The 24,781-nt window shown below is 71.4% G+C and carries 17 protein-coding genes; 7 read left to right on the top strand and 10 right to left on the bottom strand.

The features are described 5' to 3' along the window. The first annotated feature begins 304 nt into the window (after positions 1-304). Positions 305-2,149, top strand: a complete 1,845-nt coding sequence (locus tag EV684_RS23945; protein WP_165908403.1) for a hypothetical protein — start codon at positions 305-307, stop codon at positions 2,147-2,149. 161 nt (positions 2,150-2,310) lie between these two features. Here EV684_RS23945 and EV684_RS05460 read toward each other — a convergent pair whose 3' ends face one another. From EV684_RS05460 to lptF, 5 genes are read right to left on the bottom strand one after another with little or no spacing between them, the layout of a single operon-like run. Continuing rightward, complete coding sequence (locus EV684_RS05460; RefSeq protein ID WP_132645183.1) at positions 2,311-3,471, bottom strand: pyridoxal phosphate-dependent aminotransferase; 1,161 nt, start codon at positions 3,469-3,471, stop codon at positions 2,311-2,313. Next, positions 3,471-4,415: a CysB family HTH-type transcriptional regulator gene (locus tag EV684_RS05455; RefSeq protein ID WP_132645182.1), complete on the bottom strand. Its 945-nt coding sequence runs from the start codon at positions 4,413-4,415 to the stop codon at positions 3,471-3,473. The genes EV684_RS05460 and EV684_RS05455 overlap by 1 nt, the downstream gene beginning before the upstream one ends. A 16-nt stretch (positions 4,416-4,431) precedes the next feature. Continuing rightward, positions 4,432-4,803: a sirohydrochlorin chelatase gene (locus EV684_RS05450; protein WP_132645181.1), complete on the bottom strand. Its 372-nt coding sequence runs from the start codon at positions 4,801-4,803 to the stop codon at positions 4,432-4,434. After that, positions 4,800-5,918, bottom strand: coding sequence for an LPS export ABC transporter permease LptG (gene lptG, locus EV684_RS05445; RefSeq protein WP_132645180.1), 1,119 nt, complete (start codon positions 5,916-5,918; stop codon positions 4,800-4,802). Before lptG ends, EV684_RS05450 begins: the two co-directional genes overlap by 4 nt. Continuing rightward, positions 5,915-7,009 (bottom strand): LPS export ABC transporter permease LptF, encoded by a 1,095-nt coding sequence (lptF, locus tag EV684_RS05440; protein ID WP_132645179.1) that lies wholly within the window; start codon positions 7,007-7,009, stop codon positions 5,915-5,917. The genes lptG and lptF overlap by 4 nt, the downstream gene beginning before the upstream one ends. Positions 7,010-7,036: 27 nt before the next feature. Between lptF and EV684_RS05435 the strand changes: the two genes are divergently transcribed. The 3 genes from EV684_RS05435 (at position 7,037) to EV684_RS05425 (ending at position 10,274) form a co-directional block, all read left to right on the top strand. Next, positions 7,037-8,506, top strand: a complete 1,470-nt coding sequence (locus EV684_RS05435; protein WP_132645178.1) for a leucyl aminopeptidase — start codon at positions 7,037-7,039, stop codon at positions 8,504-8,506. A gap of 14 nt (positions 8,507-8,520) precedes the next feature. Then, positions 8,521-8,955: a DNA polymerase III subunit chi gene (locus tag EV684_RS05430; RefSeq protein WP_132645177.1), complete on the top strand. Its 435-nt coding sequence runs from the start codon at positions 8,521-8,523 to the stop codon at positions 8,953-8,955. Positions 8,956-9,131: 176 nt separating this feature from the next. After that, on the top strand, positions 9,132-10,274 hold the full coding sequence (locus EV684_RS05425; protein ID WP_132645176.1) for a branched-chain amino acid ABC transporter substrate-binding protein: 1,143 nt from the start codon (positions 9,132-9,134) through the stop codon (positions 10,272-10,274). 69 nt (positions 10,275-10,343) lie between these two features. Here the strand turns inward: EV684_RS05425 and malQ are convergent, their stop codons facing one another. The 4 genes from malQ to EV684_RS05405 all read right to left on the bottom strand — a co-directional run bounded on the left by malQ (position 10,344) and on the right by EV684_RS05405 (position 18,587). Beyond that, entirely contained in the window at positions 10,344-11,843 is a 1,500-nt protein-coding gene (gene malQ / locus EV684_RS05420; RefSeq protein WP_132645175.1) for a 4-alpha-glucanotransferase, read from the bottom strand. A gap of 13 nt (positions 11,844-11,856) precedes the next feature. Beyond that, positions 11,857-13,920 carry a glycogen debranching protein GlgX gene (glgX, locus tag EV684_RS05415; protein WP_132645174.1) on the bottom strand — a complete coding sequence of 688 codons (2,064 nt, stop codon included), beginning with the start codon at positions 13,918-13,920 and terminating at the stop codon, positions 11,857-11,859. Beyond that, on the bottom strand, positions 13,908-16,079 hold the full coding sequence (gene glgB, locus EV684_RS05410; RefSeq protein WP_132645173.1) for a 1,4-alpha-glucan branching protein GlgB: 2,172 nt from the start codon (positions 16,077-16,079) through the stop codon (positions 13,908-13,910). The genes glgX and glgB overlap by 13 nt, the downstream gene beginning before the upstream one ends. A 63-nt stretch (positions 16,080-16,142) precedes the next feature. Continuing rightward, complete coding sequence (locus EV684_RS05405; protein WP_132645172.1) at positions 16,143-18,587, bottom strand: glycogen/starch/alpha-glucan phosphorylase; 2,445 nt, start codon at positions 18,585-18,587, stop codon at positions 16,143-16,145. A gap of 353 nt (positions 18,588-18,940) precedes the next feature. Here EV684_RS05405 and glgC point away from each other — a divergent pair, with 353 nt between their 5' ends. Both glgC and glgA read left to right on the top strand, forming a co-directional pair. Next, complete coding sequence (gene glgC / locus EV684_RS05400; protein ID WP_132645171.1) at positions 18,941-20,206, top strand: glucose-1-phosphate adenylyltransferase; 1,266 nt, start codon at positions 18,941-18,943, stop codon at positions 20,204-20,206. An 11-nt stretch (positions 20,207-20,217) separates the two neighbouring features. Next, the gene (glgA, locus tag EV684_RS05395) at positions 20,218-21,693 is read left to right on the top strand and encodes a glycogen synthase GlgA (protein ID WP_132645221.1); all 1,476 of its coding nucleotides are present in this window, start codon (positions 20,218-20,220) and stop codon (positions 21,691-21,693) included. 9 nt (positions 21,694-21,702) lie between these two features. On the opposite strand, the gene EV684_RS05390 is transcribed toward glgA, so the two are convergent. Further along, complete coding sequence (locus EV684_RS05390) at positions 21,703-22,005, bottom strand: ATPase with chaperone activity (protein WP_132645170.1); 303 nt, start codon at positions 22,003-22,005, stop codon at positions 21,703-21,705. A 152-nt stretch (positions 22,006-22,157) separates the two neighbouring features. On the opposite strand from EV684_RS05390, the gene EV684_RS05385 reads away from it, so the two are divergent. Continuing rightward, the gene (locus EV684_RS05385; protein WP_243651053.1) at positions 22,158-24,773 is read left to right on the top strand and encodes a PAS domain-containing hybrid sensor histidine kinase/response regulator; all 2,616 of its coding nucleotides are present in this window, start codon (positions 22,158-22,160) and stop codon (positions 24,771-24,773) included. Positions 24,774-24,781: the final 8 nt, after the last annotated feature.

Raw genomic sequence — 24,781 nt, 5'->3', positions numbered from 1 at the left:
CCGCGCCGACATCCGGTGGCCGTCGGCCGCCGCTGGGGTGCGCGACGGCGGCGGCATCGTGCACTCGCCTGCCGAGGACGGCGTGGCGTCCGGTTCGTGACATCGGTGCGCTGGGCAGCGCCCACGAACACGGGCCGAGGGGCTCGCAGGCCCGGCCCTGGGCTAGGATGCGGGCGACCGTGCCGGGCCTCTCCGGCGGCTTCGGACGGTCATCGTGCATCGGCAGCCCGGTGGCGAGCTTGAAACCGAAGTTGTAACCCTTCGTGATAGAGTGCCCCGCGCCGTGCCGACGACGATTCCAAGAATGCAACAGAAGCGGCCACCGTCAACGCTCTGGATCGCCATCACCCTGCTGTTCGCGAGCCAGAGTGCCGATGCGCTCGGCTGGGCGCGTGCCGACCAGGCCGCGGTGCTCGGGCGTCCGCTGGCCTTCTCCGCGACGCTGCGCCTGGATCCGGGCGACGAGATCCCCCCCGAGTGCGTGCGCGCCGAGGTGGCCACCGGCGAGCGGGTGCTGCCTTCGGCGCTGGTGCACGTGCACGCCGACGTCAGCGCCGAGTCGCTGACGATGCGGGTCCTGACCGAGCCGACGATCGACGAGCCGGTCGTCACGGTGACCTTGGCGGTCGGCTGCCCGATGAAGCTGTCGCGGCGCTTCGTGCTCTTTGCCGACCCGGCGCCGATGGCGACCGCTCCGCTCGCCGCGGCGGTGCCGTCCTCGCGCCCGGTCGACCTGCCTCCTGCGGCTGCGCCGGCGGCGTCGGTTCCGCTGGCGGCCGCGCTGCCGCCGCCGCCGCGTCCGGCCACGGCCCCCCGCGCCGAGGACCGGCCGCGGGCGCCGTCGTCCGGCGTGATGCGCCCACGCGCCGTGCCGCGCAGCAGCGCCCCGGCGCCCCGTCTGAAGCTCGATCCCGTCGAGCCGCTGCCCTCGCGTGCGACGGCGACCGCCGCCGCGGCCAGCGCCGTGCAGGACGCGATGGCCGCCGTCTCGCGTGCCGCCAGCGCGGCCGAGGCTGCCGCCTCGGCGGCCTCGGCGGCCGAGGCTCGGGTCGCCACGCTCGAGCAGAGCGTGCGGCAGCTGCGTGCCGATGCCGACCAGAGCCGCCAGCTGGTGACCCAGCTGCGCCGCGAACTCGCCGAGGCGCGCGAGGACCGCTGGCGCCTGCCGCTGGTCCTGACCATCGCCGCGCTGCTGGCGCTGGCCGCTGGCCTGTGGTGGCGCCTGCGTGCGTTGCAGCAGGAGCGCCAGCGTGCCTGGCGCCGCGCGGCCGCAGCCGATGCCCCGCCGCGGCCGCCGACACCGACTTCGCAGCTGCCGCTGATGACCAGCGAGATCCCGATGCCGCCGGTCGTGCCGCCGACGCGGCCGCCGATCGTGCCGCCGACGCCGGGGCCCGAGGTGCACGAGATCCACAGCGAACGCACCCAGATCCTGCCGACCGGTTCGCGTGCCGACGAAGGCGCACCGCGCGACGTGACGATCGAGGAACTGCTGGACCTGGAGCAGCAGGCCGAGTTCTTCATCGTGCTCGGCCAGGACGACGCCGCGATCGACCTGCTGGTCGAGCACCTGCGCGACACCGGCGGCGGCAGCCCGCTGCCCTACCTGAAGCTGCTGGAGATCTACCGCCGGCGCGGCGAACGCGAGGCCTACGAACGCACGCGCGAGCGGTTCAACCGCCGCTTCAACGCCTACGCGCCCGAGTGGGACGCCGACCTGCAGCACGGTCGCTCGCTCGACGACTACCCCGGCGTGCTGCCGCGCCTGCAACAGGTCTGGGGCAGGCCGCTGGACGCGATGGCCGAACTGGAGGCGCTGCTGTTCCGCAAGTCGCGTGGCGAGCTCTTCGACCTGCCGGCCTATCGCGAGGTGCTGTTCCTGTACTCGCTGGCGCGCGACCTGCTCGACCGCGAGGCCGCGGAGAGCGGCACCGTCGACCTGCTGCTGCCGCTGGCCGAGGAAGGCGACTTCGGCATGACTTCGCCGCATCCGTACCTGACGCTGGAGCGCGACTCGGTCTTCGACCCGGGCATCGCCGAACCCGCGGCGGTGGTGTCGATCGACCTGGACCTGAGCGAACCGCAGCCCGACCCGGGCCCGCCGACGGCGCCCGACGGCGGCCTGAACCTGATCCCGCCGCGCGGCTGAGCGCGGCGCCGGCTCAGCCCTCGCGCGTGAAATCGCGCCCGGGCCTGATCCTGGCGTGCAAGGCCTTCCGGCCTCGCACGTCCCGGTTCAGCCCTCGCGCGTGAAATCGCGCTCGGGCCTGATCCTGGCGTGCAAGGCCTTCCGGCCTCGCACGTCCCGGCTTAGAGGCGGGCCAGGCGCTCCAGCGCGCGTTCGAGCGTGTCGTCGCGCTTGGCGAAACACAGCCGGGCGATTCGCTGCTCGAAGCCGCCGTCGTAGAAGGCCGAGATCGGGATCGCCGCGACGCCGACCTCGCGCGTCAGCCAGCGGCAGAAATCGGCTTCGGGCAGGTCGGAGACGGCCGAATAGTCGACGCTCTGGAAGTAGCTGCCTTCGCAGGGCAGCAGCTTCAACCGGCTGCCGGCCAGCCCGGCTCGGAACAGGTCGCGCTTGCGCTGGTAGAAGGCCGCGAGGCCCAGGTAGGGCGCCGGGTCGGCCAGGTAACGCGCCAGCGCATGCTGCATCGGCGTGTTCACCGTGAAGACGTTGAACTGGTGCACCTTGCGGAACTCGGCGCTCAGCGCTGCGGGTGCGGCCACCGTGCCGACCTTCCATCCGGTGACGTGGAAGGTCTTGCCGAAGCTGGAGACGACGAAGGCGCGTGCCGCCAGCTCCGGTATCGACGACGCGCTGACGTGCTCCGCGCCGTCGAACACCATGTGCTCGTAGACCTCGTCGGCGATCAGCAGCACCTCGGTGGGCGCCAGGATATCGGCCAGGCGCTGCATCTCGGCGCGGGTCCAGACCACCGCCGCCGGGTTGTGCGGCGTGTTGACGATGATCGCCCGGGTGCGCGGCCCGATCGCCGCGGCGATGCGCACGAAGTCGGGGCGGAACGTGCCCGGCGTCAGCGGCACGCGCACGACGGTGCCGCCGGCGAGCTCGATGTTCGGCGCGTAGCTGTCGTAGCAGGGCTCGAGCACGACGACCTCGTCGCCCGGGTGCACGCAGGCCAGCACCGCGGTGAGGATGGCCTGGGTGGCGCCGGCGGTGACGGTGATCTCGCGCTCGGGGTCGTAGCGGTGGCCGTACAGCGCCGCGATCTTGGCGGCGACGGCCTGGCGCAGCGCCGGCACGCCGGCCATCGGCGGGTACTGGTTCAGGCCCTCGCGCATCGCGTCGTCGACGCGATCCAGCAGTGCCGGGTCGCACTCGAAGTCGGGGAAGCCCTGGCCCAGGTTGACGGCGGCGCATTCGGCGGCCAGCGCCGACATCACGGTGAAGATCGTCGTGCCGACGTTCGGCAGCCGGCTGGGCAGTTGCGGGGTGCGGGGTTCGGTCATCAGAGGTCGTAGTCGGTGCCTTCGCCGGCCATCGCGCGCTGCACCAGCGACGCGGACAGGCGCTCGGAGAGCTGCTCGGCAAAGGCGTAGACGAAGTGGCGCAGGTAGGCGCCGCGCTTGAACGCGACGCGCGTGACGTTGCTGCCGAAGAGCTGGCCCAGCGGGCGCCAGACGAGGCCGGAGTCGGGCGGATCGTCGCGCACCGCGGTCTCGGCGACGATGCCCACGCCCAGCCCCAGGCGCACGTAGGTCTTGATGACGTCGGAGTCGATCGCCTCCAGCGCCACCGAGGGCTTGAGACGGGCGCGCGCGAAGGCCTGGTCGATGCGCGTGCGGCCCGAGACGGTGGCGTGGTAGAGCACCAGCGGCTCGGCGGCCAGCTGTTCCAGGGTGATGCGCTCCACGGTGGCCAGCGGATGATCCGGCGGCACCACCATCACGTGCTGCCACTCGTAGCAGGGCAGGGTGACGAGCTCCTCGTAGTGCGACAGCGCCTCGGTCGCGAGGCCCACCTCGGCGACGTCGTCCAGCAGCATGCGCGCCACCTGCTCGGGCATGCCCTGGTGCAGCACGACCTGCACCTTGGGGAAACGCTTGCGCAGCTGGGCGACCGGCCCGGGCAGGAAGTAGCGCGCCTGGGTGTGCGTCGTGGCGATCGACAGCGTGCCCGCGTCCTGCTTGGAGAACTGCTCGCCGATGCGCTTGAGGTTGCTGACCTCGCGCATGATGATCTCGATCGACTTCAGCACCTCCTGGCCGGGCTCGGTGACGCGGCGCAGGCGCTTGCCGTGGCGGGCGAAGATGTCGACGCCGAGCTCCTCCTCGAGCTCGAGGATCGCCTTGCTGATGCCGGGCTGCGAGGTGAACAGCGCCTTGGCGGTCTCGGTGAGGTTCAGGTTGCGGCGCACCGCCTCCTGGACGAAGCGGAACTGGTGCAGGTTCATCCGGGCCTCGCGGGGGTCAGGGGTCGAGCGCGCGGGCCGCCGCGGCGGCCATCGCGGCGACGACTTCGGGCGCCGCGCCGACGGCCTGCCGCAGCACGAAGCGCGTGGCCGGGTGGCGCGCCGCCAGCGTGTCCAGCAGCCCCGGCACGTCGCGGCGCACGTGGCCGCCCGCCCCGAGGAACAGCGGCACGACGGCGACCTCGGTGCAGCCGGCAGCGGCCAGCTCGTCACCGGCGGCGGCGAGGTCGGGCGTCATGAACTCGAGGAAGGCCAGGCGCACGGCGAGTTCGGGACGCGCCGCCCGCACCTGCTCGACGACCGCCTGGAAGGGATCGGCCCAGCGCGGGTCGCGTGCGCCGTGGGCGAAGAGGATCAGGCCGCGGCTCATCGGTAGCGCACCAGCCAGGCGAACGCGCCCAGCGACAGCAGCAGGAACAGCAGGCTGGGCGTGGCCGCGGCGATCCACGGCGTCCAGTTGCGCAGCAGGCCGACGTGGCCCGCGAGGTTGTTCAGCAGCACGAAGGCGATGCCCAGCATGATGCCGCCGAAGACCTTCAGGCTGACGCTGCCGGCACGCGCGTGCAGGTAGGCGAAGGGCAGGGCCAGCGCCATCATCACCAGGCAGGCCAGCGGGTACAGCGCCTTCTTCCAGAACAGGATCTCGTAGCTCTGCGCCGCCTGCGCCTGGTCCGACAGGTGCGCGCTGTAGCGCCACAGCTCGGCCGTCGTCATCGAGTCCTGCGGCAGCACGGCGGCGGCCACGACGTCGGGCGTCAGCGTGCTGGCCCAGTGCAGTTCGGGCACCCGCTCCTCGTCGACGCGGGTGTCGGTCTGGCGCTGGTCGGCGTCGGGCCAGTGCGTGACCTGGGCGTCGACCAGCGTCCAGGTGCCGTCGGCGGCGACCGTGCCGGTCGCCGCCATGATGCGCACCGACAGCCGGCCGTCGGCGTCGAACTCGAAGATGCGGATGCCGCGCAGGTGGCCGTCGCGCGTCGTGCCGGCGAGGTTCACCGACCAGCTGTGCTCGCCGGTGGGCGTCATGCGCCTTTCCTTCAGCCAGGCGCCGGTGCGGCCGCCCAGGCGCATGCCGCCGGCAGCCTGGGTCTTGACCGCGACGGCCTTGCGTTCGGCCGCCGGCACGACGTAGTCGCCGACGACGAAGGTGATGGCGGCGAAGAACACGCCCAGCGCGGCCAGCAGCGACAGAGCGCGCCCGGGGCCCAGGCCGCCGGTGCGCAGGATCGTGAACTCGGAGGACTGGGCCAGGCGCGCCAGCGAGTAGATCGTGCCGATCAGCACGGCGATCGGCATCAGCTCGTAGAAGTGGCCCGGCAGCTCCAGCAGCGCGGAGAGCACCGCGAGGCCGGTCGTGCGGCCGGCGCGGCCGACGTTGTCCAGCTTCTCGACCAGGTCGATGAAGAAGAACAGCGACAGGAAGGCCAGCGCGACGAAGACGACCGAGGCGACGATGTCGCGGTACAGCAGGCGGCGGACGGTCCTCATGCACGTGCTCCCCGGCGGCGGCCCCAGCTGAACACCGCGGCATGGTCGCGCCACCACAGCAGCGCCAGCGCGACGGCGAAAGCCGTGCCGTGCACGCCCGCCAGCGCCGCGCCCATGCCCACGCGCCCGCTGGCGACCCAGGCCTGCGACAGGTTGATCAGGTTGAAGTAGACGACGAAGCCCAGCAGCGCCAGCAGCAGGTTCCAGTTGCTGGCGCGCCGCGGGTTGGCCGCGGCCAGGCCGATGCCCAGCAGCAGCATGTTGCCGGCGCCGGTCAGCAGGCCGAAGCGCCAGGCGAGTTCGCCCTGGTTCTGGCGCGTCGGGTCGTTCAGCAGGTCCAGCGTGTCCATCGCCTTGGGCGGCTGGCGTTCGGCGTCGCGGGCGCGTTTCTCGTCGACGAGCACGCGGTAGGTCTCGAAGCTCGACAAGGCCTTCTCGCCGGTCTTCAGGTCGACGTCGTTGCGCTGGCCGCGCTCGAGCACCAGGAAACGGTCGCTGCCCTCGCGTTCCAGGCGCCCGCTGCGCGCGGACGTCACGGCCTCGGTCTCGGCGGTCTGCGCGACGATGAAGACGTTGCGCGCGTCGGCGCCCTCGCGCTTGTCGCGCTCGATGAAGAAGACGCGGCTGCCGTCGCTGGAGGTCTGGAACACGCCCGGCGTCACGCGCGACAGGTCCGAACGCTGCTCGTAGCGCTGGCGCAGCTCCAGGCTGTTGCGGTTGCCCCAGGGCCAGACGAAGAGCAGCAGCGCGGCGATGACCAGCAGCACCGGCCAGCTCGTGCGCAGCACCGGGCGCACGAAGCGCGCCAGGCCCACGCCGCCGGCGAACCAGATCACCATCTCGCTGTCGCGGTACATGCGGCCCAGCGTGATGACGATGGCGACGAACAGCGACAGCGTCAGCATCGTCGGCAGGTGGCCCAGCGCGACGTAGCCCAGCAGCAGCACGACGTCCTGCGGGGCGACGACGCCGCTGGCCGCCTGGCCGATCGTGCGGATCAGGAACATCGTCAGCACGATGGTCAGGATCACGACGAGCGTGGCGCCGAAGGTCCGCGCGAGTTCGCGGCGCACGGTTGAATCGAATAACATCTTCGGCTCTTCTGAATGGGGGTAATTATGGACTTCAAGACGCAGGTGGCGGGCACGGCAGGCTGGGGCGCCACGAGCGCCGACGCGCTGTTGGTCGTGCTGGCTGGCGCGTCGCTGCCGCCGGGGCTGCCCAAAGCCGTCGCGGCGGTGCTGGAGAGCGCGGTCGAAGCCGGTGACTTTGTCTTCAAGCCGGGCCATGTGTTCTACGCCCACCGCGTGCAGGGGCTCAAGGCCGCACGCCTGGCCGTCGTCGCCGCCGGCGAGGCCGCCAGCGCCAAGGCACTGCGCAAGGCGGTGGCCGCCGGCGTCGCCGCGCTCAAGAGCGGCGGCACGAAGGACCTGGCGATCGCCGCGGTCGGCTTCGAGGCGCTGGACGCTGCGCACGGCGAGGCCGTCGTCACCGCCGTCGCCGAGACGCTGTACGTCTACCGCGCGACCAAGCCGAGCGCCCCGGCGGCGCCCAAGCTGGCGTCGGTGACGCTGGTCTGCACCAAGGCCGAAGCCGCCGCCGTCGACGAAGGCCTGCGCGTCGGCCGTGCCGTCGCCGCCGGCGTCGAGCTGGCGCGCGAGTGCGCCAACCGCCCGGGCAACCACTGCACGCCGACCTACCTGGCGCAGACCGCCAAGTCGCTGGGCAAGGAGCACGGCCTGAAGGTCGAGGTGCTCGAGCGCAAGGACGTCGAGAAGCTCGGCATGGGCGCCTTCCTCGCGGTGGCGCAAGGTTCGGACGAGCCGCTGAAGTTCATCGTCGCGCGCTGGCAGGGCGCGGCCAAGGCCGAGGCGCCGGTGGTGCTGGTCGGCAAGGGCATCACCTTCGACTCCGGCGGCATCTCGATCAAGCCCTCGGCCGAGATGGACGAGATGAAGTTCGACATGGGCGGCGCGGCCAGCGTGCTGGGCACGATGCGCGCCGTCGCCGAACTCGGCCTGAAGCTCAACGTCGTGGCCATCGTGCCGGCCTGCGAGAACCTGCCCAGCGGGCGCGCGGTCAAGCCGGGCGACGTCGTCACCAGCCTGTCGGGCCAGACGATCGAGATCCTGAACACCGACGCCGAAGGCCGGCTGATCCTGTGCGACGCGCTGACCTACGCCGAGCGCTTCAAGCCCGCGGCCATCGTCGACGTCGCGACGCTGACCGGCGCCTGCGTCATCGCGCTGGGCCACCACCGCTCGGGCCTCTTCAGCCCGGACGACGCGCTGGCCGCCGAGCTGCTGGCCGCCGGCGAGGCCGCGCTCGACCCCGCCTGGCGCCTGCCGCTGGACGAGGAGTACGACGAGGGCCTGAAGAGCAGCTTCGCCGACATGGGCAACGTCGGCCCGCGCGCCGGCGGCTCGATCACCGCGGCGATGTTCCTCAAGCGCTTCGCCGCCCAGCAGCGCTGGGCGCACCTGGACATCGCCGGCACGGCCTGGAAGTCCGGTGCCGCCAAGGGCGCCACCGGCCGCCCGGTGCCGCTCTTGACGCACTTCCTGCTGCAGCGCGCCGCCGCGCGCTGATCCGGCGCGGGGCCGTGGCCGAGGTCGTCTTCCACACCGGCATCGCCGAGCCGCTGGGCTTCGCGTGCCGGATGCTGCGCAAGGCCTGCCGCCAGGGCGCGCGTGTCGTCGTCACGGCGCCGGGGCCTGCGCTCGCGGCGCTGGACCGCGCGCTGTGGACCTTCGACGAACGCGACTTCGTGCCCCATCTGCGCGTGAGCGCGGCCAACGCCGGGACGGCGCAGGCCGCGCGCACGCCGATCTGGCTCGTCGACGGCGAGCCCCCGGCCGAGGCGCCGGACATCCTCCTGAACCTGGGCGCCGAAGTCCCCGTGTCGGCTGCACGCTTTGTGCGCGTCATCGAGATCGTCGGCGACACGCCGGACGAAGCCGGTGCGGCGCGCGAGCGCTGGCGCACCTGGAAAGCGCATGGAATGGTGCCGACGCACCATTCGGCGGCGAATAACTAGGCACTTACCCTGTCTCTTCAGGGCACGGCTGTTGCGTTGTAGCGGCACCGAAACGCCGCTTGTCGTCCGCGGGCTGTCACGGAGTCGGCGACAGGTGCTTTTCGAGTATTGTTGTTCCAAGCGCTTACATCCTTAGTGTCGAGTCAATCGACAACCTTCACCGGAGGCTTTCCAGCATGCAATTCAAGCTCAATGTGGTCGTCGGCGCGGCCGCCATCCTGATGACCGGCGCGGTGTACGCCCAGGACATGGTCGTCAAGATCGGCCACGTCGGTCCGACCAGCGGTGGCATCGCGCACCTGGGCAAGGACAACGAGAACGGCGCCCGCATGGCCATCGACGAGCTCAACGCCAAGGGCGCGACGATCGGCGGCAAGAAGGTCAAGTGGGAACTGCTGGCCGAAGACGATGCGGCCGACCCGAAGCAAGGCACCGCCGCGGCGCAGAAGCTCGTCGACAGCAAGGTCAACGGTGTCATCGGCCACCTGAACTCGGGCACCACGATTCCGGCCTCGAAGATCTATTCGGATGCAGGCATTCCGCAGATCAGCCCGTCGGCCACCAACCCCAAGTACACGCGTAACGGCTACAAGACGACCTTCCGCGTCGTCGCCGACGACGTGCATCTGGGCGGCACGCTGGGCAAGTACGCCGTCACCGAACTCAAGGGCAAGAACATCGCCGTCATCGACGACCGCACGGCCTACGGCCAGGGTGTCGCCGAGGAGTTCGCCAAGGGCGTGAAGGCCGCCGGCGGCAACGTCGTCGGCCGCGAGTTCACGAACGACAAGGCGACCGACTTCACCGCCATCCTGACCGGCCTGAAGGCCAAGAAGCCCGACGTCATCTTCTTCGGCGGCATGGACGCCGTGGCCGGCCCGATGCTGCGCCAGATGAAGCAGCTGGGCATCACCGCCAAGTTCATGGGCGGCGACGGCATCTGCTCGGGCGAGCTGCCCAAGCTGGCCGCCGGCACGATGGCCGACAGCCAGGTCTTCTGCGCCGAAGCCGGCGGTGTGGACGGCGCGGGCAAGGTCAAGCTCGACAAGTTCAAGGCCGACTTCAAGAAGAAGTTCAACGCCGACGTCCAGATCTACGCCCCGTACGTCTACGACGCCACGATGGTGATGGCCGACGCGATGGTCAAGGCCGGTTCCGCCGACCCGGCCAAGTACCTGCCGGTGCTGGCCAAGACCAGCGGCTACGACGGCGTGACGGGCACGATCTCCTTCGACGAGAAGGGCGACATCAAGAACGGCGCCCTGACGCTCTACACCTACAAGGCGGGCAAGCGCGAGCAGATCGCCGTCGTGCGCTGAGTCTTCGGCACACGAGACACGAAGGGCGCCCTCGGGCGCCCTTTTTTCTCGGCCGTGGCCGCCGGCTCCTCAGGCGGCCGGCAGTCGCCCGTAGAGGCGGCAGAACTCCTGCAGCCGGCGCCCGTGCCAGGGCTGCACGTCGTGCCACTGGAAGCGCCAGCGCCAGCAGCCTTCGTCGGCGCCGGGGCGGTTCATGCGGTGTTCGCCGCCCAGGCCGAGCACGTCCTGCATCGGGTGGATCGCGGTGTCGGCCACGCTCATGCAGGCGGCGCGGATCAGCGTCCACGGCATGTCGTGGCCGTCGACGCCGAAGTAGCCGCGGGCGAAATGGCGTTCGCGGTCGGACGCACCGGCCCACCAGCCCGTCACCGTGTCGTTGTCGTGCGTGCCGGTGTAGACCACGGCGTCGTGCTCGTGGTTGTGGGGTAGGTAACGGTTGGCCGCGTCGCCGCCGAAGGCGAACTGCAGGATCAGCATGCCGGGGAACTCGAAACGCCGGCGCAGCGCCTCGACGTCGGGCGTGATGACGCCCAGGTCCTCGGCCAGCAGCGGCAGCACGCCCAGCGCCTGCTCCACGGTCTTGAACAGTGCTTCTCCCGGGCCCGGCACCCAGCGGCCGTTGACCGCCGTCGGCTCCGACGCCGGGATCTCCCAGTGAGCGGCAAACCCGCGGAAATGGTCGATGCGCACCAGGTCGAAGAGTTCGAAACTGCGCCGCAGCCGCTCGATCCACCAGGCGTAACCGTCCGCGGCGTGCGCGCTCCAGCGGTACACCGGGTTGCCCCAGCGCTGGCCGGTGGCGCTGAAGAAGTCCGGCGGCACACCGGCGACGACGGTCGGCCGGCCTTCGGCGTCGAGCTCGAAGAGTCCCGGCCGGGACCAGACGTCGGCGCTGTGGTGGGCGATGAAGATCGGCGCGTCGCCGACGATCCTCACGCCCTTGCGCGCCGCGTACTCGCGCAGCTGCGCCCACTGGCGGAAGAAGTTCCACTGGCAGAAGCGCCAGAAGCCGATGCGCTCGGCATGCGCGCGGCGCGCCGCGCCGAGCGCGCCGGGGCGGCGCAACGCCAGGCCGGGGGCCCAGTCGCACCAGTCGACGCCTTCGTGGGCCTCGCTCAGGGCCATGAACAGCGCGTAATCGTCGAGCCAGTCGCGGTGCGACTCGCAGAAGGCGTCGAAGGCCGCGCGCGACGTCTCGCTGGCCGACGCGGCGAATCCTGCCGCGGCGCGCGCCAGGCGTTCCATGCGGAAGCGGGTGACGGCCCGGTAGTCGACGTGGGTGGCGAACAGCCCGGGAGCCGGCTCCAGGTCGGCCGTGTCGAGCCAGCCCTGGCCGTGCAGCTCGCCCAGGTCGATCAGCAGCACGTTGCCGGCAAACGCCGACGGGCTCATGTAGGGCGAGTCGCCGGGGCCGATGCCCCCCAGCGGCAGCACCTGCCACAGGCGCTGGCCGGCGCTGGCGAGCCAGTCGACGAAGTGGTAGGCCGCCGGCCCCAGGTCGCCCGACCCGTGCGGGCCGGGCAGCGAGGTGGGGTGCAGCAGGATCCCGCTCGATCGGGGAAGTCGCATCGTGCCCTCCGGGTCAGGCCGCGGCGTTGCGCAGCAGGACGAGGCTGCGTGCGCGCAGCGGGAAGTCGACGTTGCTGCCGCGCCAGCGGCTGCGGCCGTCGGGCTCGGCGGTGTCGAGTTCGGCGTGCCAGTCGCCCGGCGGCAGCCGGAATCCGGTGTCGGCATCGACGGCGTTGACCAGCAGCAGCAGCGGCGAGTCGGTGCGCCCGGGGGCGCCGATGTAGGCGCCGAGCACGCGCGAGACGCGGTCGTTCCAGTCGGCCAGCGACATCACCTGCCCGTCGCGGCGCAGCCAGCTCAGGTCGTGGCGGCCGCGCATGTCCTGCAGCCCGGTGTACCAGCGCTGCGACAGCGGCAGGTAGCGCCGCCGGAGCGCGATGACGTGGGCGGTGAAGGCGATCAGGGCCTCGTCGGCGCGGCTCCAGTCGATCCACGTCGTCTCGTTGTCCTGGCAGTACGGGTTGTTGTTGCCGTGCTGGGTGTGGCCGAGCTCGTCGCCGGCCGCCAGCATCGGCGTGCCCTGCGACAGCAGCACGGTGGCCAGCAGCGCGCGCTGCAGGCGCTGGCGCAGGCGCAGCACGTCGGGGTCGTCGCTCGGGCCCTCGACGCCGCAGTTCCAGCTCAGGTTGTGGCCATGGCCGTCGCGGTTGCCCTCGAGGTTGGCCTCGTTGTGGCGGAAGTCGTAACTCACCAGGTCGGCGAGCGTGAAACCGTCGTGCGAGACGGCGTAGTTCACCGACTCGGTGGGCGGCCGGCGCCGCGCCTGGAAGATGTCCGACGAACCCGCCACGCGCAGCGCGAGTTCGCCACGCGTGCAATCCCCGCCGAGCCAGAAGGCACGTGCGCAGTCGCGGAAGCGGTCGTTCCACTCCAGCCAGTCGCTCGGGAAGTGGCCGAGCTGGTAGCCGCCGGGGCCGAGGTCCCAGGGCTCGGCGATCAGCTTGGCGCCGGCGAGCACCGGGTCCTGCGCCAGCGCCTTGAAGAAGCCGCCCGAGGCCTCGAAACCCCAGTCGCCGCGCGCCAGCACCGGCGCGAGGTCGAAGCGGAAGCCGTCGACGTGCATCTCCTGCACCCAGTAGCGCAGGCTGTCGAGCACCATCTGCAGCACGCGCGGTTGGCGCAGGTCCAGCGCGTTGCCGGTGCCGGTGATGTTCTCGTAGGCCGAGCGCTGCTCGGCGGGCAGCCGGTACCAGCTGGCGTTGTCCAGGCCGCGCCAGCTGATCGTCGGCCCGTGTTCGTCGCTCTCGGCGGTGTGGTTGAAGACGACGTCGAGGATGACCTCGATGCCTGCGGCGTGCAGTCGCCGCACCATCGTGCGGAACTCGTCGCGCGGGTGGCCGGTGGCGGCGTAGCGTGGCTCGGGGCAGAAGAAGCCGACGGTGTTGTAGCCCCAGTAGTTGCCGAGCCCGCTGGCGGCCAGCCGCTGCTCGTCCAGGTGCTGGTGCACCGGCAGCAGCTCGACGGCGGTGACGCCGAGCCGGCGCAGGTGGGCGATGGCCGCATCCGAGGCCAGCCCGGCGTAGCTGCCGCGCAGCGCCTCGGGCACGCCGGGCATGCGGCGCGTGAAGCCCTTGACGTGCAGCTCGTAGATCACGGTGTCGGCCAGCGGCGTGCGCGGATGGCGGTCGCCGTGCCAGTCGACGTGGTCGTGCACGACACGCGCCTTCAGCGCCTGGCGGGCGTTGTCGTGCAGGTCCAGGTCCAGCGGATGTTCGCGGTCGTTGGCGAAGTGCGGGCCGTTCCAGTCGAAGCTGCCGACGATCTCGCGTGCCCAGGGGTCCAGCAGCAGCTTGTGCGGGTTGAAGCGGTGGCCACGTTCCGGACGCCAGGGGCCGTGGGCGCGCAGGCCGTAGATCAGCCCCGGTTTGGCGCCGGGCAGGTAACCGTGCCAGACGTCGGCGCTCTGCGCCGGCAGGGCCGCGCGGGCGATCTCGTGCGCGCCCTCGGCGTCGAACAGGCACAGCTCCACGGCCACGGCGTGTGCCGAGAAGACCGCGAAGTTGACGCCGTGGCCGTCCCAGCTCGCGCCCAGCGGCCACGAGCGGCCGGCCTGGAGCATGCCGTTCAGGCGGTCCATTCGAAGAACACCGTGGCCAGCGGCGGGATCGTGACGACGATCGACTGGTCGCGGCCCTGCCAGGGCTGCGGCTCGCTGGCCGCGGCGCCGTACGGCGTGCCGACATTGCCGCCGCCGTAGTAGCCCGAGTCGGTGTTCAGGCGTTCGATCCAGCGCCCGGCCGCCGGCACGCCGACGCGGTAGCCGTGGCGCACGACCGGCGTGAAGTTGCTGACCACCAGCATCAGCTGGCCGTCGCGGCCACGGCGCACGAAGCTCAGCAGGCTCTCGTCGGCGGCGTCGTGGCAGATCCACTCGAAGCCGTCGCCGCTGAAGTCGCGTGTGTACAGCGCCGGGCTGCCGCGGTACAGGCGGTTCAGGTCGCGCACCAGGCGCTGCGTGCCGGCGTGCTGCTCGTCACCGAGCAGGTGCCAGTCCAGGCTCTGGTCGTGGTTCCACTCGGCTTGCTGGGCGAACTCGCCGCCCATGAACAGCAGCTTCTTGCCCGGGTGGCCCCACATGAAGCCGTAGTAGGCGCGCAGGTTGGCGAACTGCTGCCAGCGGTCGCCCGGCATCTTGCCCAGCAACGAGCCCTTGCCGTGCACGACCTCGTCGTGCGAGAGCGGCAGGATGAAGTTCTCGTGGAAGGCGTAGATCAGCCCGAAGGTCATCTCGCCGTGGTGGAAGCGCCGGTGCACCGGTTCGCGCGCCATGTACTTCAGCGTGTCGTGCATCCAGCCCATGTTCCACTTGAAGTGGAAGCCCAGGCCGCCGGCGTAGGTCGGGCGCGAGACCGAGGGGAAGGCGGTCGACTCCTCGGCGATCGTGATCGCCTGCGCGCGTTCGTTGCCGATGACCTCGTTGGTGCGCTTGACGAAGGCGATGGCCTCGAGGTTCTCGCGGCCGCCGTGCACGTTGGGGATCCACTCGCCGGCCTTGCGGCTGTAGTCGCGGTACAGCATCGAGGCCACCGCGTCGACGCGCAGGCCGTCGACGCCGAAGCGCTCGAGCCAGTACAGCGCGCTGCCGACGAGGAAGTTGCGCACCTCGGTGCGGCCGTAGTTGTAGATCAGCGAGTTCCAGTCGTTGTGGAAACCTTCGCGCGGGTCGGCGTACTCGTAGAGGTGGGTGCCGTCGAACTGCGCCAGCCCGTGGGCGTCGCCGGGGAAGTGCGCCGGCACCCAGTCCAGCAGCACGCCGACGCCGGCCTCGTGCGCCCGGTCGACGAAGCGGCGGAAGCCTTCGGCGTCGCCGAAACGCGAGGTCGGCGCGTACATCCCGAGCGGCTGGTAGCCCCAGGAGCCGTCGAACGGGTGCTCGCTGACCGGCAGCAGCTCCAGGTGCGTGAAGCCCATGTCCTGGGCGTAGGCGATCAGCTCGTCGGCGAGTTCGTCCCAGTTCAGCCAGCGGTTGCCGTCCTCGGGCTTGCGCCGCCAGCTGCCCAGGTGCACCTCGTAGATGGACAGCGGCGCGTCCAGCGCGTTGGCGTGCTGGCGTTGCGACGACGGTGGCACCGGCAGCGGCATCTGCGCGACGACGCTGGCCGTGGCCGGGCGCAGCTCGGACTGGCGCGCATACGGGTCGGCCTTCAGCGGCAGCAACTCGCCCGAACGCGACAGGATCTCGAACTTGTAGCGCGAGCCCGTGCCCACGCCGGGCAGGAACAGCTCCCAGACGCCGCATTCGCGGCGCAGCCGCATCGGGTGGCGGCGGCCGTCCCAGAAGTTGAAGTCGCCGACGACCGAGACACGTTCGGCGTTCGGTGCCCAGACCGCGAACGCGGTGCCGGCGACGCTGTCGAAAGTGCGCGGCGTCGCGCCCAGCACCTCGAAGGGCCGCAGGTGCGAGCCTTCGCCGAGCAGCCAGACGTCCATCTCGCCGAGCACGGCCCCGAAGCGGTACGGGTCCTCGAGCACCGACGTGCTGCCGTCGTGCCAGGTGACGCCCAGGCGGTAGGTGCCGCCGGTGCGCAGCCTGCCCTCGAAGAAACCGTCGGGGTGGCGCTGTGCGAGCTTGCCGCGCCGGCCGCCCTTGACCCCCAGCGCCTCGACCGCCGCCGCGCCCGGCAGGAAGGCCCGGACCCAGGTCGCGCCGGTCTCGTCGGCGTGCGGCCCGAGCACCGAGAACGGATCGCCGTGGCGCCCGCTGCAGACCAGATCGACGACATGGGGCTCGAGCATCAAGACGCGTTCTCCTCGGACGGGCAGGGCGGCGGGGCGATCATCGCGCCCCTCGGTGACGGACTATCGGTCGGTCGGCAGCCGCCAGACCTCCCGTGCGTACTCGGCGATCGTACGGTCTGACGAGAACATGCCCATCCCGGCGACGTTGGCGATCGCCTTGCGCGCCCAGGCGTCGCGGTCGCGGTACAGCGCGTCGACCCGGGCCTGCGCCTCGCAGTAGGCGTCGAAGTCGGCCAGCAGCAGGTAGTGGTCGCCGCCCCACAGCAGCGAGTCGACCAGGCCGCGGTAGCGTGCCGGCTCCTCCGGCGAGAACGTGCCGCCGGCGATCGCGTCGAGCACCGCCTTGAGCTTCGGGTTGCTTTCGTAGATCCGCAGCGGCTGATAGCCGGCGGCACGCGTGGCTTCGACCTCGGGCGTCTTCAGGCCGAAGATGAAGATGTTGTCGTCGCCGACGTTCTCGCGGATCTCGATGTTCGCGCCGTCGTCGGTGCCGACGGTCAGCGCGCCGTTCATCGCCAGCTTCATGTTGCCGGTGCCCGAGGCCTCGGTGCCGGCGGTGGAGATCTGCTCGGAGACGTCGGCCCCGGGCATGATGACCTCGGCCACCGAGACGCCGTAGTTCGGCACGAACACCACCTTGAGCCGGCCGCGCAGGCGGGAGTCGTGGTTGACGACCGCGCCGACGTCGTTGATCAGCCGGATGATGTTCTTGGCCATCGCGTAGCTCGACGCCGCCTTGCCGGCGAAGATCGCGGTGCGCGGCACCCAGTCGCGGTCGGGCTCGGCCAGCATCGCCTGGTAGCGCGCGACGATCTGCAGCACGTTGAGCAGCTGGCGCTTGTACTCGTGGATGCGCTTGACCTGAACGTCGAACAGGCTGTCCGGGTCGACGACGACGCGCGTGGCGGTGCGGATGTGGTCGGCGAGGCGGACCTTGTTGGCGTGCTTGACGGCCAGGAACTCGCGCCGGAACGCGGCGTCCGCGGCGTGCGGCGCCAGCTTGGACAGCTGCTCCAGGTGCAGCCGCCAGCCGTCGCCGATCGTGCGGTCGAGCAGCCCGGCCAGCCCCGGGTTGGCCTGCGCCAGCCAGCGCCGCGGCGTCACGCCGTTGGTGATGTTGATGAAACGCTCGGGCCACAGCGCCGCGAAGTCGGCGAAGATCGTCTCGACCAGCAGCCGGGAGTGCAGCGCCGAGACGCCGTTGACCTTGTGGCTGCCGACCACCGCCAGGTGCGCCATGCGCACGCGGCGCTCGCCGCTCTCGTCGATCAGCGACAGCCGGCGCAGGAAGGCGTCGTCGCCCGGGCGCGCCTTGGCTGCCGTCACGAGGAACTCGTGGTTGATGCGGAAGATGATCTCCAGGTGGCGCGGCAGCACGTGCTGGATCAGCGCCACCGGCCAGGTCTCCAGCGCCTCGGGCATCAGCGTGTGGTTGGTGTAGCTGAAGACCTGCCGCGTCAGCGCCCAGGCCTCGGCCCAGGGCAGGCGCTGCTCGTCGACGAGCAGGCGCATCAGCTCGGCCACGCCGATCGCGGGATGGGTGTCGTTGAGGTGGATCGCGACCTGTTCGGCGAGGTTGTCGAGCCGGCCGTGTTCGGCCAGGTGGCGCGCGACGATGTCCTGGATCGAAGCGCTGGTGAAGAAGTACTCCTGGCGCAGGCGCAGCTCGCGGCCGGCCGGCGTGCTGTCGTTCGGATACAGCACCCAGGAGATGTTCTCGAACTGGTTCTTGTACTCGGCCGCGCGCTGGTAGTCGCCGCTGTTGAAGGCGTGCAGGTCGATCTGCGCCGGGGCCACCGCCTTCCACAGCCTGAGCGTGCTGACACGCTCGGTGCCGTGGCCGGGGATCACCATGTCGTAGGCCTTGGCGCTGACCTGGCCGGCGTGGCGCCACACCGGCGCGGCGGCCGGCGACTCGGGGTGCTCGACCCAGCCGCCGAAACGCACCGGGTAGGCCACCGCCTGGCGCGGGAACTCCCACGGCGTGCCGTCCTCGACCCAGGGGTCCGGGTGCTCTACCTGGCGGCCGCCGGCGATCGCCTGCGCGAACATCCCGTACTCGTAGCGGATGCCGTAGCCGAACGAGGGTAGGCCCAGCGTGGCCATCGAGTCCAGGAAGCATGCGGCCAGCCGGCCGAGGCCGCCGTTGCCGAGCGCGGCGTCGAGTTCGGCGCCGGCGACGTCCTCGAACGATGCGGCGTGCTGGCGCGCCGCGGCGGCGGCCTCGCCTTCCATGCCGAGCGCGGCCAGGGCGTTGCCCAGCGTGCGTCCGATCAGGAACTCCATTGACAAGTAACAGACGCGGCGGGCACGCGCTTTGCGATCTGTCGCATCCGAGGCGACCCAGCGGCGGGACAATGCTTCGCGAGCCACCTGCGCCACCGCATGCATGATGTCGGAGTGCGAGGCATCGGCCGGCGCGACGCCGACGGTGGAAAGCAGATGGCGGTCGACCTGGGCCTCGAATCGGTCCGGGGCGGTCAGGGCGGCAGTCGAGGTATTCATGGCGGTCTGCAGCGGTTGGGCGAACACGGGGCCGGTGGCCGGCACCGATGCATGCGCCGTGCCGTGCCGCGCCGTCCCCGATTTCCGGGATGCTTGCGCGAGCGACGACGCCGGATGTCGGTATCGTCGTGTAGTAAAACTACAGAAAATGCCGGCCTGCTTTCGGTGTCCGACAACGATTCTAGCCACGCACACGCGCCGAACTGCAGTCGCGACAGCACGTTGGCGTCATTTCCTCCCCCCATCTTCGCGCCCTGGCGTGACGTCGCGTTGGCCATGCGACGGCACGGGGCGTGTTCCTGCTTTGTAATTCCGTTGCTTCAACCGAACGTCATACCGGCCAGGAGACAGTCATGAAACCCATCGATCCCGCCTCAAGCTTCGACCTCCCGCGTCGTTCGATCGCGCTGGTCCTTGCCGGGGGGCGCGGCACGCGTCTGAAGAACCTCACCGACAACCGCGCCAAGCCCGCGGTGTACTTCGGTGGCAAGTTCCGCATCGTCGATTTCGCGCTGTCCAACTGCCTGAACTCGGGCATCCGCCGCATCGGCGTCATCACCCAGTACAAGAGCCACAGCCTGCTGCGCCACCTGCAGCGCGGCTGGGCCTTCCTGAAGTCCGAGATGAACGAGTTCGTCGACCTGCTGCCGGCGCAGCAGCGTGTCGACGAGGAAAGCTGGTACCGCGGCACCGCCGACGCGGTCTACCAGAACCAGGACATCCTGGCGGCCTACAAGGCGGACTATGTGGTCGTCCTGGCCGGCGACCACGTCTACAAGCAGAACTACGCGCTGATGCTGGCCGACCACGTGGCCCAGGGCCGCGAATGCACCGTCGGCTGCATCGAGGTGCCGCGCATGGACGCCACCGCCTTCGGTGTCATGCACGTCGACGAGAGCCGCCGCATCCTGGACTTCGTCGAGAAGCCGGCCGACCCGCCGTGCATGCCGGGCAAGCCCGACCGCGCGCTCGCCAGCATGGGCATCTACGTCTTCAACGCGCGCTACCTGTACCGCGAGCTCGAGCGCGACATGGCCGACCCGAACTCGAGCCACGATTTCGGCAAGGACATCATCCCCAAGATGGTGCGTGCCGGTGTCGCGGTGGCACACCCGTTCGAGCTGAGCTGCGTCGGCACGCGTGCCGGCACCGGCCCGTACTGGCGCGACGTCGGCACGATCGACGCGTACTGGGACGCCAACATCGACCTCACGGCGACCGACCCGCTGCTCAACCTCTACGACACCAACTGGCCGATCTGGACCTACCAGCCGCAGCTGCCGCCGGCGAAGTTCGTGCACAACCAGGACGACCGGCGCGGGCTGGCCATCGAGTCGATGGTCTCCGGCGGCTGCATCGTCTCCGGCGCGGTCTACCGCTCGGTGCTGTTCTCGCAGGTGCGCGTGCACTCCTACGCCGCGGTCAACTGGGCGGTGCTGCTGCCCGGCGCGCAGATCGGCCGGCACGCGCGGGTCACGCGTGTGGTGGTCGACCGCGACTGCGTGATCCCCGACGGCATGGTCATCGGCGAGGACCCGGCGGCCGATGCGGCGCGTTTCTTCCGTACCGAATCCGGCATCGTGCTCGTCACGCGGGAGATGCTGCGCGCGCTGCAATGACGACTCACGCGATGAAGGTGCTGCACGTCGCGGCCGAGGTGTTCCCGCTGGTCAAGACCGGCGGCCTGGCCGACGTGGTGGCCGCGCTGCCGGTGGCGCAGGCACAGCAGGGCGCCGACGTGCGCCTGCTGCTGCCCGGCCTGCCGGCGATCCTGGAGCAGGTCAGCGGCCTGCGCTGCGTGATCGACATCGGCGCCTGCTTCGGCGCGCTGCGCGTGCGCCTGCTGCGCGCGCGGCTGCCCGGCGACGGGCTGATGGTCTACGTCGTCGAGGCGCCCTACCTCTACAAACGCGGCGGCAGCCCCTACCAGAACGCGCACGGCGAGGAGTGGCCGGACAACCTGCAGCGTTTCGCGCTGCTGGGCTGGATCGCCGCGCACCTGGCCGCCGGCGACGCCGACCCCGAATGGGCGCCCGACGTCGTGCACGCGCACGACTGGCACGCGGCGATGAGCTGCGCCTACATCGCCGACCACGCGGCGACGCCGGCGGCGTCGATCTACACCGTGCACAACCTGGCCTATCAGGGCCTGTTCCCGATGCACGACTGGGCGCCGCTGGGGCTGGCTTCCCGGCTGATGTCGCCCGCCGGGCTGGAATACCACGGCCAGCTGAGCTTCATGAAGGCGGGGCTGAAGTTCTCCGACCGAGTGACGACGGTCAGCCCGACCTACGCGCGCGAGATCTCGACGATCGAGTTCGGCTGCGGCCTGGACGGCGTCGTGCGCTCGCGCTCGGCGCACGTGCGCGGCATCCTCAACGGCATCGACACCGCGGTCTGGAATCCGGCCACCGACCCGGCACTCGCCGCGTCCTACGACGCCGCGCGTCCCGACGGCAAGGCCGCCTGCCGGCGTGCCCTGCAGGCCGAGGCCGGGCTGGACCTCGACGACGCGGCGCTGGTGGTCGCGATCGTGTCGCGCCTGACCTCGCAGAAGGGCCTGGACCTGGTGCTCGCGGCGCTGCCCGAGCTGCTGGGGCAGGGCGTGCAGTTCGCGATCCAGGGCACCGGGGATGCGGTGCTGGAATCGGCTTTCCGCGCTGCGCAGGCGCAGTTCCCGGGACGGGCGCAGGTCTTCACCGGCTACGACGAGGCGCGCGCGCACCGGCTGATCGCCGGCGCCGATGCGATCGCCGTGCCTTCGCGTTTCGAGCCCTGCGGGCTGACCCAGCTCTACGGCCTGCGCTACGGCACGCTGCCCATCGTGCGCCGCGTCGGCGGCCTGGCCGACACCGTCGTCGATGCCAGCGCCGCGGCCGTGGCCGAGGACCGCGCCACCGGCTTCGTCTTCGACGCACCCAGCCCGCAGGCCTTTGCGCAGGCGGTGCAGCGGGCGCTCGAGGCGCGGCGCCAGCCCGCGCTGTGGGCCCGGCTGCGCGCGCGTGCGATGGCCCAGCAGCACTCCTGGGAAGGGCCGGCGCGCGAGTACCTCGCGCTGTACGAGGAAGCCCTGGCGCCGCTTCGCGCCGACGGCCTGGTGCGCTGAGCGCCCGATTCAGGCGCCCGGATCCGGCCAGCCCAGCACCTCGGCCAGCCGGCGCACGACCCAGCCGGCTTCGGCCGGCTGCAGGCCCGTGTCCTCGGCGCCGGCCACGGCGCGCATGCGCTCGAGCACGTCGGCTTCGGTGATGCCCAGTGCCAGCGGCAGCATGCGTGCCGGCTCGGCCAGCATCTGGGCCATGTCTTCGCAGAGTTCGTGGCGCTCGGCGATCTCGCGCAGCGGCCGCTCGGGCCGGGTGCGGCCTTCGGGCAGGTACAGCGCGACGAAGGACGGCGGCAAGGTGATGGAGTCGTTCACTCGGGGGATGTCGGTCTCGGGATACGGGATGCGCCTGAGCCGCCGGCGGCCCAGGCCCTGCCTATGATCGGCCGCAACCGCCGTCCATGTCGAGCGACCCTGCCCCCGACGTTTCACCGGGCCGCGCGCCGGCCGCGGGCAGGGCCTTGCCGTTGCGCGTCTACCTGCGGCGCCTGATCTGGCTGTGCGTCGGGCCGATGCTGCTGCTGGGCGCCTGGCTGGCCGTGCACCGCATCCAGTCCGGCCTCGAACAGCGCCAGCAGGCCGCCGAGCGCATCGTCGCGCGGCTGGCACTGCTGAGCGACCAGATGCTCGATTCGCGCATCGGCGGGCTCGTGATGATGGCCCAGGGTGTCGAGCCGTCGGTGTCGCTGGGCCAGTTGCGCCGCCTGGGCGAAAGCTACGCCCGCGGTTTCGGCAGCCACGTGCTGCTGGCAGACGCCGAGGGGCGCGTGCTGCTCAACAGCCGGCTGCCGCAGGAGGTGCTGCAGCCCGCGTTGCCACGCCCCGCGGCGATGGACACGGTGCTGCACGCGCTGCGCGACGCTCGCCCGGTCGTCGGCAACCAGTTCCTGGGGCCCATCGCCGGCCTGCCCATCGTGATGGTCGCCGTTCCGATGCCCGAACAGCCTGGCCTGCCGCCGCGGGCGTTGCTGACGACGATCGAGGCGCGCCAGTTCCAGCCGCTGCTGGACCGCCTGCTGCTGCCCGCGGGCTGGTCGCTCGAGCTGCGTGATGCGGCGGGCGGCGTCGTCGCACGGCGCGGCGAACCCATCGGCGACGACGGCGGCTGGCGGCGCCATGCGCCGTTGCAGCGCGTGGGCTGGGAGGCCGTGGCGCGCATGCCGCCGAAAGTGCTGTACGACGCGGTGCTCGCCGAGGCGCTGCCGCTGGTTGCCGGCATCCTCGGTGCGACGCTGATCGGCGTGCTCGGCGGCACGCTCGCCGGCCGTCGGCTCGGCCGCGACGTCGGCTCGCTGGCCGCGCCGGCCGGTTCGCCCGACGCGGTCAGCCGCGTGGCCGAGATCGCCGCGGTGCGCCGTCTGCTCGACGACGCCGCCGCGCGCCGGCGCGCTTCCGAAGACGCGCTGCGGCGCAGCCAGATCGAGGCCCAGCAGCTGATGCAGGACGCGCTGTCGGCGCGTGCCCGCGCCGAGGCCGCCAACGCCAGCCTGCGCGAGCTGTCGCTGGCCGTCGAGCAGAGCTCCAGCAGCATCCTGATCACCGACGCCGAGGGCCGCATCCAGTACGTCAACCGCGCCTTTCTCGCGCACACCGGCTACACGCGCGAGGAGGTCATCGGCAGCACGCCCGCGCTGGTGCACTCCGAGAGCACGCCGGCGTCGACGATCGATTCGTTGTGGCGCACGCTGCAGGCCGGCGAGACCTGGCGGGGCGAGTTCATCAACCGCCGCAAGGACGGCACCGAGTTCGTCGAGTCGGCGGTCATCACGCCGCTGCGGCGCGAGGACGGCCGCGTGACGCACTACGTCGCCGTCAACGAGGACGTGACCGATCGCCGCCGCCTCGAACGCGAGCTCGACGGCCACCGCCACCACCTGGAGATGCTGGTGGCCAGCCGCACCGCCGAACTCGAGGCCGCGCGCGAGCAGGCCGATGCCGCCAACCAGGCCAAGAGCGCCTTCCTGGCCAACATGAGCCACGAGATCCGCACGCCGCTCAACGCCATCCTCGGCTTCACGCACCTGCTGCGCCGCGACGCCCACGATCCAGTGGCGGCCGAGCGCCTGGCGCGTGTCGACGGGGCGGCCCAGCATCTGCTGGTGCTGCTCAACGACATCCTGGACCTCTCCAAGATCGAGGCCGGCCGGCTCGAACTGCACGAACACGACTTCTCGCTGCGCGAGCTGGTGCAGCGCTGCACCGCGCAGATCGCCGAGCGTGCCGCCGCCAAGTCGCTGCGGCTGCAGGTCGACGTCGGCGACGTGCCCGACGCCCTGCACGGCGACGCGATGCGGCTGTCGCAGTCGCTGCTGAACCTGCTCAGCAACGCGGTGAAGTTCACCGAGCGCGGCGGTGTCTCGCTGGAGGTGCGGCTGCTGGAGCGCGAGGGCAAGTCGATGAAGCTCGAGTTCGCGGTTGCCGACACCGGCATCGGCATCGAGCCGGGCAAGCGCGAGCAGCTCTTCACCGCCTTCGCGCAGGGCGACGCGTCGATGGCGCGGCGTTTCGGCGGCACCGGGCTGGGGCTGGCGATCACGCGGCGTCTGGCGACGCTGATGGGCGGCGATGTCGGCGTCGACAGCGGTCCCGGCGAAGGCAGCCGGTTCTGGTTCAGCGTCCGGCTGTCGGCCGGGGTGCCGGTGGCCGCCGCCGGCCCCGCGCCGCTCGACGGCGAGGCCGAGCTGCGCCAGCGTTTCGCCGGCGCGCGGGTGCTGCTGGCCGAGGACAACCCGGTGAACCAGGACGTCGGCCGCGAGCTGCTCGAGATGGCGGGGCTGCAGGTCGACGTTGCCGACGACGGCCAGGCGGCGGCGGCGCTGGCCGCACGCGGTGACTACGCCGTGATCCTGATGGACATGCAGATGCCCGGCGTCGACGGGCTGGAGGCCACGCGCCGCATCCGGGCGCTGGCGGCGCACGCGGCCACGCCGATCATCGCGATGACGGCCAACGCCTTCGGCGAGGACCGCCGGGCCTGTCTGGCTGCCGGCATGGACGACCACGTCGCCAAGCCGGTGGAGCCGGCCCAGCTGTACACGGTGCTGCTGAACTGGCTGGGCCGCCGGGCGGCCCGGCGCGGCTGAGCGGCCGC

The organism is Rubrivivax gelatinosus, assembly GCF_004340905.1.
In the GTDB taxonomy this organism is placed as follows: domain Bacteria; phylum Pseudomonadota; class Gammaproteobacteria; order Burkholderiales; family Burkholderiaceae_C; genus Rubrivivax; species Rubrivivax gelatinosus.
Note: the sequence above shows the minus strand (reverse complement) of the source record. Positions and strands in the feature narration are given on the sequence as shown.